19 protein-coding genes are annotated in these 17006 nt (G+C 56.2%); 9 read left to right on the top strand and 10 right to left on the bottom strand.

Annotation, left to right across the window (positions count from 1 at the left end):
- Window positions 1–17: 17 nt before the first annotated feature.
- On the top strand, window positions 18–353 hold the full coding sequence (locus ACFOWX_RS12900) for a GIY-YIG nuclease family protein (RefSeq protein ID WP_381425069.1): 336 nt from the start codon (window positions 18–20) through the stop codon (window positions 351–353).
- Between the two features lie 41 nt (window positions 354–394).
- Here the strand turns inward: ACFOWX_RS12900 and ruvA are convergent, their stop codons facing one another.
- Window positions 395–1018, bottom strand: a complete 624-nt coding sequence (gene ruvA / locus ACFOWX_RS12895; RefSeq protein ID WP_381424755.1) for a Holliday junction branch migration protein RuvA — start codon at window positions 1016–1018, stop codon at window positions 395–397.
- A 170-nt stretch (window positions 1019–1188) separates the two neighbouring features.
- Here ruvA and ACFOWX_RS12890 point away from each other — a divergent pair, with 170 nt between their 5' ends.
- From ACFOWX_RS12890 to ACFOWX_RS12870, 5 genes are all read left to right on the top strand, one after another.
- Window positions 1189–3375 (top strand): RNA degradosome polyphosphate kinase, encoded by a 2187-nt coding sequence (locus tag ACFOWX_RS12890; protein WP_381424753.1) that lies wholly within the window; start codon window positions 1189–1191, stop codon window positions 3373–3375.
- On the top strand, window positions 3372–4835 hold the full coding sequence (locus ACFOWX_RS12885) for a Ppx/GppA phosphatase family protein (RefSeq protein WP_381424751.1): 1464 nt from the start codon (window positions 3372–3374) through the stop codon (window positions 4833–4835). Before ACFOWX_RS12890 ends, ACFOWX_RS12885 begins: the two co-directional genes overlap by 4 nt.
- Window positions 4836–4953: 118 nt before the next feature.
- On the top strand, window positions 4954–5559 hold the full coding sequence (locus ACFOWX_RS12880) for an OmpA family protein (protein ID WP_381424749.1): 606 nt from the start codon (window positions 4954–4956) through the stop codon (window positions 5557–5559).
- Window positions 5560–5683: 124 nt separating this feature from the next.
- Window positions 5684–6448: a hypothetical protein gene (locus ACFOWX_RS12875; RefSeq protein ID WP_381424747.1), complete on the top strand. Its 765-nt coding sequence runs from the start codon at window positions 5684–5686 to the stop codon at window positions 6446–6448.
- 162 nt (window positions 6449–6610) lie between these two features.
- On the top strand, window positions 6611–6979 hold the full coding sequence (locus ACFOWX_RS12870) for a VOC family protein (protein WP_381424745.1): 369 nt from the start codon (window positions 6611–6613) through the stop codon (window positions 6977–6979).
- An 86-nt stretch (window positions 6980–7065) separates the two neighbouring features.
- Here ACFOWX_RS12870 and ACFOWX_RS12865 read toward each other — a convergent pair whose 3' ends face one another.
- From ACFOWX_RS12865 to ACFOWX_RS12855, 3 genes are read right to left on the bottom strand one after another with little or no spacing between them, the layout of a single operon-like run.
- Entirely contained in the window at window positions 7066–7809 is a 744-nt protein-coding gene (locus ACFOWX_RS12865; protein ID WP_381424743.1) for a M48 family metallopeptidase, read from the bottom strand.
- Window positions 7763–8200: a YcgN family cysteine cluster protein gene (locus ACFOWX_RS12860; protein ID WP_381424741.1), complete on the bottom strand. Its 438-nt coding sequence runs from the start codon at window positions 8198–8200 to the stop codon at window positions 7763–7765. The genes ACFOWX_RS12865 and ACFOWX_RS12860 overlap by 47 nt, the downstream gene beginning before the upstream one ends.
- Before the next feature lies 1 nt (window position 8201).
- Window positions 8202–8834: an SCO family protein gene (locus ACFOWX_RS12855; protein ID WP_381424739.1), complete on the bottom strand. Its 633-nt coding sequence runs from the start codon at window positions 8832–8834 to the stop codon at window positions 8202–8204.
- An 88-nt stretch (window positions 8835–8922) separates the two neighbouring features.
- On the opposite strand from ACFOWX_RS12855, the gene ACFOWX_RS12850 reads away from it, so the two are divergent.
- Window positions 8923–9603, top strand: a complete 681-nt coding sequence (locus ACFOWX_RS12850) for an ankyrin repeat domain-containing protein (RefSeq protein WP_381424737.1) — start codon at window positions 8923–8925, stop codon at window positions 9601–9603.
- Between the two features lie 14 nt (window positions 9604–9617).
- Complete coding sequence (locus ACFOWX_RS12845; protein WP_381424735.1) at window positions 9618–9989, top strand: VOC family protein; 372 nt, start codon at window positions 9618–9620, stop codon at window positions 9987–9989.
- A gap of 27 nt (window positions 9990–10016) precedes the next feature.
- Here ACFOWX_RS12845 and msrB read toward each other — a convergent pair whose 3' ends face one another.
- From msrB to ACFOWX_RS12820, 5 genes are all read right to left on the bottom strand, one after another.
- Window positions 10017–10517: a peptide-methionine (R)-S-oxide reductase MsrB gene (gene msrB / locus ACFOWX_RS12840; protein ID WP_381424733.1), complete on the bottom strand. Its 501-nt coding sequence runs from the start codon at window positions 10515–10517 to the stop codon at window positions 10017–10019.
- Window positions 10518–10573: 56 nt separating this feature from the next.
- The gene (locus ACFOWX_RS12835) at window positions 10574–11857 is read right to left on the bottom strand and encodes a cytochrome P450 (protein ID WP_381424731.1); all 1284 of its coding nucleotides are present in this window, start codon (window positions 11855–11857) and stop codon (window positions 10574–10576) included.
- Between the two features lie 11 nt (window positions 11858–11868).
- Window positions 11869–13182, bottom strand: coding sequence for a cytochrome P450 (locus ACFOWX_RS12830; protein ID WP_381424729.1), 1314 nt, complete (start codon window positions 13180–13182; stop codon window positions 11869–11871).
- A gap of 87 nt (window positions 13183–13269) precedes the next feature.
- Window positions 13270–14508, bottom strand: a complete 1239-nt coding sequence (locus ACFOWX_RS12825; protein WP_381424726.1) for an ABC transporter permease — start codon at window positions 14506–14508, stop codon at window positions 13270–13272.
- Window positions 14505–15440, bottom strand: coding sequence for an ABC transporter ATP-binding protein (locus ACFOWX_RS12820; protein WP_381424724.1), 936 nt, complete (start codon window positions 15438–15440; stop codon window positions 14505–14507). Before ACFOWX_RS12820 ends, ACFOWX_RS12825 begins: the two co-directional genes overlap by 4 nt.
- Before the next feature lie 45 nt (window positions 15441–15485).
- Between ACFOWX_RS12820 and queG the strand changes: the two genes are divergently transcribed.
- A complete protein-coding gene (queG, locus tag ACFOWX_RS12815) occupies window positions 15486–16610 on the top strand; it encodes a tRNA epoxyqueuosine(34) reductase QueG (RefSeq protein WP_381424723.1) in 1125 nt (374 codons plus the stop codon).
- On the opposite strand, the gene ACFOWX_RS12810 is transcribed toward queG, so the two are convergent.
- A complete protein-coding gene (locus ACFOWX_RS12810; protein WP_381424722.1) occupies window positions 16607–16996 on the bottom strand; it encodes a hypothetical protein in 390 nt (129 codons plus the stop codon). The genes queG and ACFOWX_RS12810 overlap by 4 nt on opposite strands.
- Window positions 16997–17006: the final 10 nt, after the last annotated feature.

The raw sequence follows: 17006 nt of genomic DNA, 5'->3' as shown, positions 1-17006 counted from the left end.
TCCGCTAAGCTCTTCACATACGAGAGGAAAAGCAACCCAGCGTTTATATTCTTGCAAGCAAGCTTTATGGCTCGCTCTATATTGGTGTGACGTCCAACCTTGTTGGCCGCATCTGGCAGCACCGCAACGGCGCGACGCTGGGGCATGCTTCGAAGTATAAAATCTATCGCCTCGTCCATTTTGAAATGTTTGGCGAGATGGAGCTTGCCATTCGCCGAGAGAAACAGTTGAAGAATTGGCACCGCCCATGGAAGATCAACCTGATCAATGAACATAACCCCCACTGGGCCGACTTGGCGGTGGGGTTGGGTTTGCCGCCGCTTGGGAAGAAGAAACCGCCTGATGGACCCTGAAACAAGTTCAGAGTGACGGTTGTGGAGAGGTCGGGTGTCCCTCACTTCCCCGCCTTCTTGCCAGCCATTTTTAGGGCTAACCGCACCAGCGCGTCGAGCGTTCCGTCCTTGCCCAATTCTTCCAGCGCCGCCGATACTGCGCTTGATGCCTCGCCCGGTTTGAAGCCGAGGCCGGTGAGTGCGGCAACCGCGTCTGATGCGTGGCTCGGCACTTTGCCGCCAGCGCTTGCGGCCAGTTTCGCACCGCCACCAAGCCCAGCCAATGCGCCAACCTTGTCGCGCAATTCGTTGACGATCCGGCTGGCAAGCTTTGGTCCGACACCATTCGCCCGCGCCACCATCGCGGCATCGCCGCTGCCGATGGCGAGCGTCAGGTCATCGGCCTCCAGTGCGCTTAAAATCGCCAGCGCCACCTTGCCGCCGACGCCCTGCACCGTGGTGAGCAGGCGGAACCAGTCGCGTTCCTCCCGGCTGGCAAATCCGATCAGGCGCATGTCGGTCTCGCTGACCTGCATTTCGGTATAAACGCTGACAAATTCGCCCGTGCCGCCCAAAACGCCCAATGTCCGCGCGGATACTTGCACCAGATAGCCGACGCCTTGCACGTCAATGACCAGATGGTCGGTGCCCACCTCGTCTATTCGTCCGGTTAATTTTGCGATCATGGCACGTCCCTCTTATCCGCCAATTAGCGCGGCGACCGGTCAAGAGCAAGAAAAAGAGAACATTGATCGAACATGATGGATACGCGGATGATACTATTTAAGCAAAATTGTAATAAATATTTCGCATAGGCTATAACCAGACGGCGATTCACAAGAAAGTACATCAATCCATGGCGCGTAAAAAAAAAGGGCAGCTAACGGGGCCGGTGGGCACCGCTTTATTGGCGCCCGTAAGCATTGCGGATGCCAATGATTGTGAAAAGCGCTATTTCAACCGGGAGCTTAGCTGGCTCAAATTCAACTGGCGGGTGCTCGAAGAAGCGCAAAATCCCAGCCATCCGCTGCTCGAACGGCTCCGTTTCCTGTCAATTTCGGGCAACAATCTGGACGAATTTTTCATGGTCCGGGTTGCTGGTCTTCGCGGGCAGCAGGTGCAAGGGATTGAGGAACCGTCGATTGACGGATTGACGCCAACACAGCAATTGGCGGCGATTGACTTGGCGGCAGACGAGCTGATGGCGGCGCAGCAGGATTTGTGGCAAAAGCTGAAAAGCGAGTTGGCCGAACAAAATATTCTGGTGCTCGATGAAAATTCCATGACCGAAGATGACGTTCGCCTCGCCGGTGCCGATTTTGAGGATCAGATTTTCCCGGTATTAACGCCGCAGGCCCTGGACCCGGCGCATCCTTTTCCCTTCATCCCCAATTTGTGCCTAAGCTTGATTTTCGATCTGCGCCGTCTTTCCGATGGGGAAAAGATACGCGAGCTGATAATGATCCCCAATTCGCTCAACCGCTTCATCCGGCTGTCGGGATCGACGGTGCGCTATATCTCTATTGAGACGCTGATCCGCAAATTTAGCGACCGGTTATTTCCCGGCTATGAAGTGCTGGGCAGCGCGGCGTTTCGGATCATCCGCGATAGCGACATTGAAATGGAAGAAGAAGCCGAAGACCTGGTCCGCTATTTCCGCAGCGCGATCAAACGCCGCCGCCGGGGCCGGGTGATCCGGTTGAAGGTCGAGGTGGGAATGCCCGATGAACTGGAATTGCTGATCCGGCGGGAGCTGGGCGGGGATGATGCGCTGATTATGGAAACCAGCGGCTTTTTGGGAATCACCGAGCTGGGCGAGTTGGTCGAGGAAGATAGGCCCGATCTGAAATTCAAACCCTATGCTCCGCGCTTTCCCGAACGGATCCGCGAGCATGACGGCGACTGTTTTGCCGCGATTAAGCAAAAGGATATCGTCGTCCATCATCCCTATGAAGCATTTGATGTGGTGGTGTCCTTCCTGAATCAAGCCGCCGCCGACCCGGATGTGATTGCGATCAAACAAACGCTCTACCGCGCAGGCAAGCAGTCGGCGATTATCCGGGCGCTGTGTGATGCGGCGGAATCGGGTAAGTCGGTGACCGCTGTGGTCGAATTAAAGGCGCGCTTTGACGAGGAACAGAATCTGCACTGGGCGGCGCAGCTCGAACGGTCGGGGGTGCAGGTCGTCTATGGCTTTATCGATTGGAAAACCCACGCCAAAATTTCGATGGTGGTGCGCAAGGAAGGGCGCAAATTCACGACTTATTGCCATTTTGGGACGGGCAATTATCATCCGGTTACGGCGCGGATTTACACCGATTTAAGCTTCTTCACCGCCGATGCGAGAGCCGGGCGCGATGCCGCCAAAGTGTTCAATTATATCACCGGCTATGTCAATCCGCCGAGTCTGGAGCTACTCACCATCAGCCCGAAAGATTTGCGGCGGCATGTCATTGCGTTGATTGATGAAGAAATCACCAATGTCGCGGCGGGTAAAAAGGGGATGATCTGGGCCAAGATGAATTCGCTCGCCGATGATCAGGTCATCGATAAATTATATGAGGCGAGCCAAGCAGGCGTGAGCATTGATTTGATCGTGCGCGGTGTCTGTTGTTTGCGGCCAGGCGTATCAGGTTTGTCCGATAACATCCGGGTGCGATCGACCATTGGCCGTTTCTTGGAACATAGCCGGATATGGGCGTTCGGTAATGGACAAGCGCTGCCCAACAAACGTGCAAAAGTATATATCAGCTCCGCTGATTGGATGCAGCGCAATTTCGACCGGCGGGTCGAATATGCCATGCCAATCGAAAATGAAACGGTGCATGATCAGATTTTGGATCAGGTGATGGTCGCCAATCTGCTCGACAATGAACAGAGCTGGATGCTGCAAAGCGATGGCAGTTATCGCCGGTTGGAACCGGGCAAACGCAAATTTAACCTGCATCATTATTTTATGAATAACCCTTCCCTTTCCGGGCGAGGCGCAGCGATATTCTCCTCTGGTAAGGTTCCGAAATTGCGTCTAAACCCCCCTGCGTGAGGAACAATATTCGGCGCGCCATTATTGATATTGGGTCCAACTCGATCCGGCTCGTCGTTTATGGCGGACCGGCGCGGGCGCCCACGGTTTTATATAATGAGAAATTTTTGGCCGGGCTGGGCCGCGGGGTAATTGCCACCGGCGCGCTTGACCCCGGCGATGCTGCGTTGGCGCTTCAAGCGCTGGCCCGCTTTGCTATGCTGGTCAAATTGATGCAGGTCGAAGATTTGCAAGTGGCGGCCACCGCCGCCGTGCGTGATGCCAGCGATGGCCCCGCCTTTGTTCAGAAAATCCGCGAGCTTGGCCTGCCTGTCAAAATATTATCCGGCGAAGAAGAAGCGGCGGCGTCGGGCATGGGGGTGATTTCCGCGTTACCAATTGCCAATGGCATTGTCGTTGATTTGGGCGGGGGCAGCATGGAATTGGTCCGCGTCTCGGGCGGCGAGGTGCATGAATCCGTATCGCTCAATTTGGGCATATTGCGCGTGCCCGAATTTACCGCACGGGGCGGCAATGCGCTGCGCAAACATTTGCAGAAATTGACTGCGGATATCCCCTGGCTATGGCGGTCCAATAATTTGCCGCTTTATCTGGTAGGCGGCAGTTGGCGGGCGCTGGCGCGGGTGCATATCCATGTCAGCAAATCACCGCTGCCGATTATCGGCAATTATGTCATTCCGTGCAAAGATGTCGCGCCGCTTGTTCGGCAGATTCAGGAAATGGATGAGGCGATTTTATCCGGCCTGCCCGCAATGCCGCAAGGGCGGGTGCCGATGCTGCATGATGCGGCGCTGCTTTTGGCGGCACTGAATGATATTATCAGCCCGTCAAAAATGCGCGTCTGCGCCTTTGGCTTGCGCGAAGGATTATTGTTCCAGCAATTGGACCCCGAAGAACGCCGCCATGATCCGCTGATCGTCGGCGCGCGCGCTGCCTCGCAAATTGCCGAGCGCTTCCCAGGATTCGGCGATGCGCTTGCCGGATGGTTGGACGGCTTGTTCCCGGGCGAAGCGGTAAAGCTGCTCCGCCTGCGCCATGCGGCTTGTTTGCTTGCGGACTTGGGCTGGTCCAGCAATCCGGAATTTCGCGCACTAAGCGGTGAGGAATTGGCGCTACATGGCAATTGGGTTGGCGTCACCGCCCGTGACCGGACGATATTGGCAACCGCGCTTTACGCTACCTTTGGCGGAACCGGTGGTGACCTGTCGGCCCTATCCTCCCTGATCCCTGCGCATATATCCGAACGGGCTCGCATCTGGGGGCTGGCCATCCGTTTGGGACACCGGCTGAGCGGCGGCACGGCGGAAATTTTGGGGCGGTGTCCATTGAAAATGGCGGCGGGTGATCTTGTGCTGACGATACCGCCTGACCTCGCCGCGCTGGATAGCGAATCAATCCGCGGACGGCTGGCGAAATTGGCCGATGCCATGGGGGTAACCGCGCAGGTGCATTTGGGTTAGGCCCTGACCGCAGCTCATTGTCCCTTACTGATACAATTTACTCTTGCCCCTATGGACAGAATAAAATGCACCGTTAAGTATAGCGGTGGGTAAAGGACTCGTAGAGGGAATTATCAATATGGGAACATCAACTAAAATCCTGATAGGGGCGTTGATCACGGCTCTGCTCGGCTGGCTCACCTATGGGGCCATGTGCGCAGCATCGGGCAATTTAGGCAGCAGCAGCGCCGCAAGTGGCAGCAGCGCCGCCAGCACGGATGGCGCAGCGACTGCCGATGGCGCGGCATCCAGCGCCGGTGCAGCCGCCGCAGCGCCAGCAACAGCGCAAGCGGTCGCCGCATGTCAGGGGGATATCAATGCCTTGATGGGCAGCAAGACGATATCTTTCCAATCGGGCAGCGCCTATATCGGCGGCGACAGTCAGGCGGTGATTGCTGAGCTTGCCGATCAGATCAAAAAATGTGCCGGACTTCAAATTGAGGTGCAAGGTCATACGTCGCTGACCGGGGGCGCTGAAACAAACCAGAATATCTCGCAAGCCCGAGCGCAAAATGTTGTCGATGCCTTGGTCAAAGCGGGCGTTCCCGCCGTGCAATTGACGGCCAAAGGATATGGCTCCAGCCAACCGCTCGAAAATGCGCAGACAACGGCCGCTAATGCAAAAAATCAGCGGACCGTGCTTGTGGTGACTTCCGCCGCCCCTGTACCAACTGGAGGACAATGATGTTTCAATATATATTGCTGTTGCTACTCGTCTATTTCATCGCACTGGGCGTGGGTTGGCTCATTTGGAATAGCGGCGATACTGCCGTCTGATCGGCAAAATTAAAGGATTTGGGGAGAGTTTCATGAATGCGATAATCGAAGCTTGCGGCCAATATTGGTGGTTGCCCTTCATATTGGCGGCGATCATTGGTTTGCTGACCGCATGGTGGATTTGGGGCGGGAAAAAAGATGTCTCCGTGCCGGAGCCCCGCGTGGTCGAAGTGGAGCCGCCCGAGGCCAAAGCCGCGGATATACCAGCGGTGAAAGAAAAGGTCGCCGCTCCTGCCGCCGCCGCGCCATTGATGAGCGCGCCGAAGGCCGAGGCAGCGCCCAAGCCAAAAGCAGCAGCAAAGAAAGCTGCCCCGAAAAAAGCTGAGCCGAAAAAGGCCGAGCCGAAGGCAAAAGCGGCTCCGGTTAAAAAAGCGGCGGCGAAACCGGTAACGGCGAAGGCAGCGGCAAAAACTCCGGCCAAATCAGCGGTGAAACCCAAGGCAGAAGTAGCAGCCCAATCCGCACCAAAAGCGAAAGCCCCAGCCAAGCCCAAAGCGGCTGCAAAGCCGAAGCCAGCGGCGAAACCAAAATTGGTTATACCGGATAATTTGGAACTGCTGAAAGGTGTCGGACCCAAATTGAACGCGTTGTTGAAAAGCTTGGGCGTGACCAGTTTTGAACAGGTTGCCAATTGGACCGCCGCCGATATACGCGATGTCGATTCCAAATTGGGCAGCTTCGCCGGACGCATCGGGCGCGATAATTGGGTCGATCAGGCAAAGCTGCTGGTCAAGGGCGACATTGCCGCTTTCGAGAAAAAATATGGCTCATTAGGCAGTGAGATTGATCGCGGCTGATCCTTAGCACCCTCACCCGGGATACTATCCGAAATATGTCAAAAAAGGGCCGCCCATGTCGCGGCCCTTTTCTTATGAACCGATTGACCAGCCGATATTGTTCCTATAATGTTCCCTTGGAGATTCGATTGCAGAGCCGGTAAAAAGAAAGGGAGAAAATGTATGATTGGTTATGTCACTTTGGGTACCAATGATTTGGAACGCGGTGCCAAATTTTACGATGCTATCGCCGCCGAAATGGGCGTTGGCCGGATGATGGATTTCGATAGTTTCATCGCATGGGGCAAAATGGGCGGCGCGCCGGGCGTCGCGCTGACCAAGCCGCATGATGGCCAAGCAGCTTCCGTTGGCAATGGCGTGATGGTTGCTCTGGAGGCACAGGATAAGGATCAAGTGCAGCGCATTTACGATATTGCACTTGCCCATGGCGGCAGCTGCGAAGGGGCGCCCGGTCCACGCGGTGAAGGATTTTACGCTGGCTATTTCCGCGATCCCGACGGCAACAAACTCAACGCATTTGTAATGGGGTGATCGGTGCCGGTATTTGACCTTGCGTGGCGGCCCGTGCATCTGGGGCTGGGCGCAAAGTTAACACAGCGGCCCAGATAAAGCGGCCTTTACCGCCCCACTCTTTGCAGGCCGGTGCCGTGCATTTTTAACCAGCGGTCGGCGGCTTTGCGGTCGCCTTCGTAAATTTCGTCCATCCATGCGTAAAAGGCGGGGCTATGGTTCATATGGCGGATATGCGCGACCTCATGCGCGATGACCGAGCGCCGGACATGCGCCGGGGCCATGATAAGCCGCCAGCTGAGCGATATGGTCCCGCGCGACGAACAGCTGCCCCAGCGGCTGCGCGGATCGCCCAGTTGCAGCTTGAGCGGCGCTTCACCGGCAATGCCGCAATAATGGGCGATCTCATCGGTATAAACGCGCCGGGCGTGCTCTTTTAACCAGCGCAGCAAGCGCGCTTGGATCAGGTCCTGCGGACCGCCCAGCCGGATTTCACCGTCGCAGCGCACCGGTCGGCGCGGCCAATCGGCTTGCCAGCATATCCGGCATTCTTCCCCTTCAACCGCCACCATATGGCCCGGTAACAGCGGCGCAGCGCCGGGCGCGCTTTGCATCCGGGCGGCTATCCATTCGGCTTTGGCCGCGACAAATTCCATTGCCGCCGATGTCGGGGCATAGCTGGGCATCGTGATCCGGATTTCGCGGGCCACCGCATCGGCCCGCATCGACAATCTTTTGGCCCGGGGATTGCGCAGGATACGCACCGGGATATTTTCGCCTTCTATACAGGCGACTGGATCGCCGTCAGAGGGGCTGTTCGACAATATGGTTTTCAATCGGTCCAGCATCATTTTCGGATATAGCCCGTCCGCGCACCGACATGCCAGCTTTATGAACGCTGTCCCTGTCGCCGGTGATCAAATAATGCCATTCGGGCAAAGGCTGCCCCGCATCACGCAGCACATAAGCGCAGGTGGAGGGCAGCCAGAAATAATCGTCAATTTTGGCGCGGGTCAGGCGCAGGCAGTCGGGCACGTGGGTTTTGCGGTGTTTATAATCGCTACACTGGCTGCTATTCAGGTCGAGCAATTTGCAAGCGATGTTGGTGGGATAGACCCGGCCGGTATCCTCATCCTCCACCTTATGCAGGCAGCATTTGCCGCAGCCGTCGCATAACGCCTCCCACTGGCCGCGGTCCAATGTTTCGAGCGGCTGTTCCCAAAAAGGAACCTTGCCGCTCACGTCAGCGCACCCATTTGACCAATTCAGCCACCACCGCTTGCGGGCTGCCTTCATTGGCCTCGGTTTTGGGATTATCCACCGGTAACAGCGCGACCGGCTTCCCATCGGGCAGCATCAGATAGGGCGTTTGCGAATGGCTCATCAGATAATTTTCGGGGCTTGATCCTTCCACGCGCTCCGCCACCACGGCAAAGCTTTTGCTCACCGCGTCAATTTCCGCCTTGCTACCGGTTAGGCCGATCAAATTGGGATGAAATGCGCGAACAAATTGCGTGAGCACCGCCGGTGTATCCCGCTGCGGATCGATGGTAATGAATAACGGCTGGACCTTCTTTGCAAGCTCCGGCTCTGCTTTTTCAAACAATTTTAATCCCGCCATCAAATTTTGCACATCGGGGGTGCAGATGTCGGGGCAGCTGGTATAGCCAAAATAGACCATCCGATATTTGCCGTTAAATTCGTCATAGCTGCGCCGTTTGCCATTTTGGTCGGTCAGGGTGAATGGCCCGCCAATCGTCGCGCCGTAAATTGGTCCTTGTTCATAGGGCAGCTGTTTGGGCGGACTGTCGCAACTGGCGAGAGATAAAAGGGCCGCGCCAAGCGCGAATGAGCGGATAAGATTATTTTTGTTCATGGCATGGCCAGACATGGTCTGTTAAACCATGAATATCAAGTGATGCGTTTCGAAGATTCGAACAAAGTTTTTAACAGGGTAAATTTTGATGTTCCGTTCCTTTCTATCCTTACCGGTAAAGCCGGTCCTTGCTGCTGCTGCGGCGATGCTTGCTTTGACGGTGCCGGTTATGCCTGCTCAGGCACAATTTTCCGACAGTTACAATTTCTTAAAAGCGGTGAAGGACGCCGACGGTGCGGAGGCGACGAAAATATTGGACGAGGCCAATGGCAATCCGGCCATTATCGACGACCGGGAAGCGCGCACGGGCGAAGGCGCGTTGCATATTGTTATCAAACGCCGCGATGCCCGCTGGACCGGATTTTTGCTGCAAAGAGGTTTGAACCCCAATGTGGCCGACCGAAGCGGCAATACGCCGCTGATCCTGGCCACGCAGCTCAATTTTCCTGAGGGTGCCGATTGGTTGCTGCGTTATAAAGCGAATGTCGATCAATCCAACCGCAGCGGGGAAACCCCCCTGATTTTGGCGGTGCAGCTGCGTTATGCGGAACTGGTCCGCGCCTTGCTGGCCAAAGGGGCCAATCCCGATAAAACCGATAATGTGGCCGGCCTGTCGGCGCGTGATTATGCCAAGCGCGATAGCCGCGCGGCGGACATCGTCGCGCTCATCGAAGCAAATGACAAGAAACAGGGCAAAGCCGCCCCAGATTCCAAAGGCGATTCGGGCGATTTGGATTTTTCCGGCATAGGAGCGGGTCCCATCCAATAATGGGGAGAGAGTAAATGGCCAAGATTACGGGTTTGGGCGGCATATTTTACACTGCCGCAGACCCAGCCGCTACCCGGCAATGGTATAAGGATATATTGGGTTTAGATGGCGAATACGGACCGCTACTGCCATGGTCTGAAGAAACCGGAGACAAGCCCTACAGCCTGATCAGTCATTTCGCCGATGACAGCTACATAAAGCCGGGAACGCGCGGTTTCATTATCAATTTAAGGGTCGATGACTTAGACGGCTTTGTCGCGCAATTGGTAGGCAAAGGCGTGGATATTCTCGGCCAATCCGACGAAGGCTATGGCACATTCGCTTGGATCATGGCGCCCGACGGGGTCAAGATCGAGCTGTGGCAGCAAATGACAGCACCGGATTAACCGGACTTTTCCGCGCGTGACAACCGATCAGCCGGGAATGAACAGCATCGCGACGCCGTTCATGCAATAGCGCTTTCCGGTTGGTTTTGGACCGTCGTTGAACACATGGCCCAAATGGCCGCCGCACCGTGCGCAATGCACTTCGGTGCGCGGATAGCCGAGCAGATAGTCGGTCGATGTTCCTATTCCGCCCGGCAATGGCGCATAAAAACTGGGCCAGCCGGTGCCGCTGTCAAATTTGGTGGCGGAGGAATATAACCGTTTGCTGCAGCCTTTGCAGACAAAGGTGCCTTTGCGATGTTCGTTATCCAGCGGGCTGGATCCGGCGGGTTCGGTGGATGCTTGGCGCAGGACGCGGTAAGCCGGTGCCGACAATAGCTTGCGCCATTCGGCATCGCTTTTGGTAACGGGGAATTTGCCCTTTGCGATGGCGGGTCCTGATCGCAATAATCCGATGCCGAGCAGCGAGCCACCCACGGCAGCAACGCCGCCAAAGATTAAAAAATTGCGTTTATTCTTGTCCGTCATACCATCGATCCCAATGCCATATCTGGTATATATACGGGAAATGGCCGCAAAAGGTTTCAATAGCGCGACAGATTCACAATCATTTTTTTATAACCATGGACGAAACAGGCCGGTACGCGTTCCGGTTCCTGCTGCAGATTGATGCGCAGCCGGCGTGCGGCCATTTCCTCCAGCAATATCCGGATTTGCAATTCGGCAAGCCTTGCCCCGACGCAGCGGTGGATGCCATACCCAAAAGATAGATGCCGTCGGGCATTTTCGCGGTCGACAATAATGTCATCCGCTCGTTCAAACACGCTTTCATCGCGGTTGGCGGACAAATACCATAATGCCACCCGGTCGCCTTTTTGTATCGGCGCGCCGAACAGGTCATAATCACACAGCGCGGTCCGCCGCATATGCGCCAGCGGTGTTTGCCAGCGGATAATCTCGCTCACCGCATTGGGGATCAGCGCGGAATTTTGTTCCAGCTTCTCCCGCTCCTGCGGATATTGGTTCAGGCCATAGGCATAGCCGGACATGGTATTGCGAGTCGTATCATTGCCGCCCACAATCAGCAGGATCAAATTGCCCATAAATTCATTGGCATCCATATCTTTCATCGGCGAATGGATCATCCGGCTGATCAAATCGGGCGCTTCGCCCTTTTGTTTGCGCTCGTCCCAAAGCCGCTGAAAATAAGCGCCCATTTCATAAATTTTTTCCAGCCTCGCCTGCCGTCCCTCGGGCGTGCGGAACAGCTCGATGTTGCCGGCATAGTCCGACCAGAGCGTCAATTTTCGCCGGTCCTCCCACGGGAAATCGAATAATATGGCCAGCATTTGAGTGGTCAGCTCAATCGAGACGCTATCGACCCAGTCAAAATCAGTGCCCAAGGGCAGGCTGTCCAGCAATTCGCCGGTTCGCCGCCGGATGTCGCCGGTCATCCGCTCCATTTCCGCAGGGGTAAAGGCGGGGGCAACGACGCGGCGTTCCTCGGTATGTTTGGGCCGGTCCATGGCGATGAACATGGGCAGGATCACGCGGTCTGAGCCCTCCATATCCGGTTCATTCATGGGGGCCAGCGATATGCCGCCATATTCGAATGAAGAGGAAAAAATATCGGGCAACGCCTCGACATGCTGAATAGCTTTATGCGTGGTGACATTCCAATAGCTGCCAAAACCGCTATTGTTGATTTTGTTGATCGGCGCTTGGCGGCGCATCTCGGCAAAGACCGGTTGCCAGCGGTCCTCGGCATAAATATCGGGCGGGGTCACATCCCAGCGGTGCGGCGCTTCGTTAATTTGCCATGGGACAGGTTCAAATCCCGCTTGAACGGCTTTTGCAGGCGCAGCCATAGATTATCTCCTCAATATTTGCTCAACCCCACTTCCATTTCGCGGTAGCCATGGACGAAACAGGCATGAACCCTGCGGATTTTGCCCGTTGGATTCACTTGCATCCGCCGTTCATGCATTTCTTCCAGCAGGATTTTCAGCTGCAATTCGGCCAGCCGCGCCCCGACGCAGCGGTGGATGCCATAGCCAAAGGCCAGATGGCGGCGGGCATTTTCGCGGTCGACGATAATGTCATCTGCGCGTTCAAACACGCTTTCATCGCGGTTGGCGGAGATATACCATAATATGACCTTGTCCCCAGCTTTGATATCATTGCCAAACAGGTCATGGTCCTCCACCGCTGTGCGCCGCATATGCGCGAGCGGCGTTTGCCAGCGGATCATTTCCTGTACCGCATTGGGGATCAGATCAGGATTTTGCTGTAGCTTGCGCCGTTCATCGGGAAATGCATTGAGCCCCCATGCAAAGCCGGACATGGAATTGCGGGTGGTATCATTGCCGCCGACGATGAGCAGGATCAAATTGCCGATAAATTCCATCTGATCCATATGGCTCATGCTGTCGGAATGGATCATCATCGACAACAGGTCGGGTGTCGGCTCAGCATTGAGCTTTTGATTCCAAAGTTGTTGGAAATACGCGCCGAGTTCGAACAATATCTTGCGGCGAAATTCGTCCAGTTCCTGCGCTTTTGACAATTCAACATCGCCTGCCCAATCGGACCAGTAGGTCAGCAAGCGGCGTTGCTCCCATGGAAAATCAAAAAGCAGGGCGAGCATTCCGGTGGTCAGTTCAATCGAAACCTTATCAACCCAATCAAAGGGCCTATCCCAAGGCAGGCTGTCCAATGTTTCGCCGGTGCGGCGGCGAATATCATCCTCCATCCGCCGCATTTCAGCCGGAGTGAAAGCCGGGGCGACGGTCCGGCGCTGTCCCGTATGTTTGGGCCGGTCCATGGCGATGAACATGGGCAGTTGGAAATCGCTGTCCCATTCGGGATCGGCAATGGTGATACCGCCGCGCGATACCTCGCTGGAATAAATTTCGGGCAGCGCCTCGACATGCTGAATCGCTTTATGGCTGGTCACGTTCCAATAGGGGCCATAACCCGATTCTTCGATTTTGTTGATCGGCGCTTTGGCGCGCATTTCGGCAAAGGGGGCTTGCCATTTATCCTGACTATATAGCTCCGACCGGCTGACATCCCAGGGATTGGGCAGTTTTGCGGACACCGGCGGGTTGGTTTTATACCATTGTTCCAATGCCTCGTCGGCAGTGGGCGAGGTGGTTAAATGATTCAAATCGATGACGGGGGCCGTGGCCATGGCAATTCTCCTTCTCTCTCGGATGAGAGAGTGCCATTACTGACAATAATGTCAATCCCGTTTCGATAAGCAACCGATTTACGCGGACTATCGCCCCATCGGGATCAAGCCGAATAATTTGCGGCGCGTGCCTTCTTCCTTCACTTTACCGCCGCTGCCCGATTTCATCACATTGCGTTTAAATAAAATGACACCGATGCGCAGCAATGCGATGGTGAAAAATATCTGGCCAATGACGGCTATCGCATGATGCCATAATGTTGGCACCTGCGCCGCCCGGGCAATCATCGCAAAGGGCGAGCTGAAGGGGAATATCGCCGCTGCTTGCTCAATCGGTTTGCCCAGCTGCGTCACGGTATAGGCGGCGAAGAAAAAGATAATCAGCTGCACCATCGTCACCGGCATCGACAATGTCTGCACCTCGCGCACGGTCGCGGCCATTGCGCCTATGCCTAAAAACAAAGCGCCCAGCATCAAATAGGTCATGGTGAAATATATCACGCCGAGCGTCAGGAATATGGGCCAGCCAACCGCAGGGGCGGGGATCGCGGCCATTGGAACGCCCGATGCAAAGAGGGAAAACAGCCCCAGTCCGGCTCCAATCCAGATGGTCAGGCCGATCAGCGACATGACCAGCATGGCGAACAGCTTTCCGATAAACACCGATTCAATCGGGATAGACGCAGCCAATATCTCAATGATCTTATTCGATTTTTCTTCAACCAGATTGCTCAGCACCATACCAGTGAGCAACACGGTCAGGAAATACATGATGACTTGCGCCAATTGGCCGGTCACTTGCTGACTTTTCTTCGCGCCGCTGGCACTTTTTTCGATAATTTCAATCTGCGGCTTGGGCATTTGTGTCGATTTGCCGGTGACCGCATAGCTGACTAGACTGGCTATTTCATCGTCATGCCGGTCCGCTTCGGTTTTGGTCGCGGTGATGATAGGTTTTTCCAGTGTTCCCGACACCACAGCGACCAGATTATTTTTTGTATCGGACAGATATTCGCGCGGGCTTTTCGCGCCAGCACCATCAGGCGCGCCGATCGCTTTCAACTCGGGATACCATCCGTCGCCGAGCTGCTGCGACAGGTCATCTCGCACCGTAACCAGCTTGGCGGCTTCGTCCGCTTGCATCAGCACGCCGACGATGGGCTTGTCGGAATCGCGCGCGATTTGCCCGCCCAGGCTACCCGCCGCGACCGCGACGATCACCGGGAATAACGGGCCCAACAGGAACAGGATGAAGGCTTTGGAAAATATAATCGCCGTCAAATCGCGGCGGCCGATGACAAATGCGGCGCGGATAATCTCTTTCATAGCAATTCCTCCGCTAGCGGTTGATCCATTTCGGCGGCCACCGATTCTCCGGCAATCGCAACAAAGGCGTCATGCAGTCCGGGCCGTTCAATCGACAAGGACCGCACGCCCGCTTTACCCTCCACTAACGCCGTTAGCAGTGGTTCCACGCCTGTTTCCGGCAAGGTGAAATGCCACCAATTGCCCTCTGCGATACAATCAGCGGGCAGGGCGCTCCGCCAGGGGCCGTCAAGGCTTTCGGTTTCCAAATGCACTTGCGGCCGAAGCCGGTCACGCGCGGCAGAGACCAGCCCGTCAAAGCTGATCTTACCCTTGGCAATGATCGCGATACTCTCGCATAGCCGTTCGGCATGGGCGATGACATGGGTTGAAAAAATCACCGTCACGCCTTTTTCCGCCTGAGCCCGGATCATCCGTTCCAGCTTCGCTTGATTAAGCGCGTCGAGGCCGGAAAAAGGTTCATCCAGCACGATCAGCTTGGGGTCATGAACGATGGTGCCGATCAACTGCACGGTTTGCGCCATGCCTTTGGAAAGCTGTTTAATTTGCCGGTCGGCGGCATAGCCGAGCCCTGCCTCCTCCAGCATCGCCCGGCCTTTGTCCCGCGCGTCTTTTAACGCCATGCCGCGCAATGCGCCCATGAAAGCAATAGTGTCCACCGCCCGCATCGATTGGTATAAACCGCGCTCTTCGGGCAGATAGCCGACAATGCGCGATTGGCTGATCGGTTTGGAGGAACCCAGCAATGTCCGCGTTCCGGCATCGGGGTCGATTATCCCCAATAAAGTGCGCAGCATCGTCGTTTTGCCAGCGCCATTAGGGCCCAAGATACCGAATATGCTGCCTTCGGGAATGTTGAGGTCAACGCCGTCTACCGCGCGAAAACCGTCAAATTCTTTCACAAGGCCGCGCGCCTCGATTGCAATTGCCATATATTTTGCCCCAAAGAGAGTGTGGCCTTTACATAGAGTCGGTGCGTGAACAGAGACAAGATAAATTTGGTTAACGCGGTGAAAGATCGCGCCGAGCAGGAGGGCTTTGCGGTATGCGCGATTGCGCCCGCCGCCGTGTCACCGCAAACGGCGGCGCGCTTTCGGGCCTGGCTCGACGCTGGGCGGCATGGCGAGATGATCTGGATGGAAAGCCGCAGCGATGAACGCAGCGACCCCAAAACGCTATGGAATGACGTGCGCAGCGTCATCATGCTGGGGATGAGCTATGCCCCTGGCGACGATCCGATGGCGCTGGCGGATGCGCATGATCATGCCCGCATTTCGGTCTACGCCCGGGGGCGCGATTATCATGACCGCGTGAAAGGGGCGCTCAAACGGCTGGCGGGCTGGCTCGTTCAGCAAAATGGCGGGGATGTGAAGGTCTTTGTCGATACCGCGCCCGTGATGGAAAAGGCGCTGGCCGAAGCGGCGGGGCTCGGCTGGCAGGGCAAACATACCAATATCGTCAGCCGCGATCATGGCAGCTGGCTGTTTCTGGGCGCAATATATACCAGCGCCGACCTGCCCGCGGGCACGCCGCTGGGCGATCATTGTGGGTCCTGCAATGCGTGTCAGGATATTTGCCCGACCAAAGCCTTCCCGGCTCCTTATCAGCTCGACGCCCGGCGCTGCATCTCTTATCTGACCATCGAACATAAAGGGCCCATCCCGCATGATTTGCGTGCAGGGATCGGCAATCATATTTATGGCTGTGATGATTGTCTGGCAGTGTGCCCGTGGAATAAATTTGCGCAAAGCGCCGCGACACATAAAGCCTTTCATCCGCGTGCGGAGTTGACCGCGCCGGAAATATCCGATCTGCTTACGCTCGATGATGCTGCATTTCGCGCGCTCTTTTCCGGCTCACCTGTGAAACGCACTGGCCGCGACCGGTTCATCCGCAATGTCTTAATCGCGGCGGGCAATAGCGGCAAACCGGCGCTGTCGGGTCCGGTTACCGCGCTGCTCGGTGATCCTTCCGCTGTGGTCCGCGGCGCGGCCATTTGGGCGCTGGCGCATATCGATAGGCCAGCCTTTGCCGCCGAAAAGCAGGCACGGTTATCCGCAGAACGCGATCCAGATGTCGCGGCTGAATGGAATAGTTTTTAGCGTTTTTGCAAAGCGTTGACGCAGGCGGCGCGGTCAACCTCGGCTCCGTCGCTGCGCCGCGCATCGACATGCGTGACAATCTCACCGCCATTTTTCCCATCCGGGTAGAGATAGGCATCCAAGACACAGGCCTTGCCCGAAAATTGCAGTTTGCGGCCATACACTTCCTGCACATTCAGGCGCGGTTCGCCGAACAGGCGGGTCAGGGCGTTGCTGTCCTTGCCCATCACCGCTTCCAATCCCTTTGCCGAAATGACCGGGCGCGGGGCCGAAGTGACGGGCACGTCGCGCACCGGCACGCTCGCACTGGCGACTTTCGTTTGGCCGCCGCCGCCGCAAGCAGCAACCATAGTCAGAGGCAGGAGCGCCAAAATGATTTTATGCATTTTCAATTCC

The organism is Sphingorhabdus arenilitoris (genome assembly GCF_042651485.1).
GTDB classification, from domain to species: Bacteria; Pseudomonadota; Alphaproteobacteria; order Sphingomonadales; family Sphingomonadaceae; genus Sphingorhabdus_B; species Sphingorhabdus_B arenilitoris.
The sequence above is the reverse complement of the archived record's forward strand: the minus strand, read 5'-3'. Positions and strand labels throughout refer to the sequence as shown.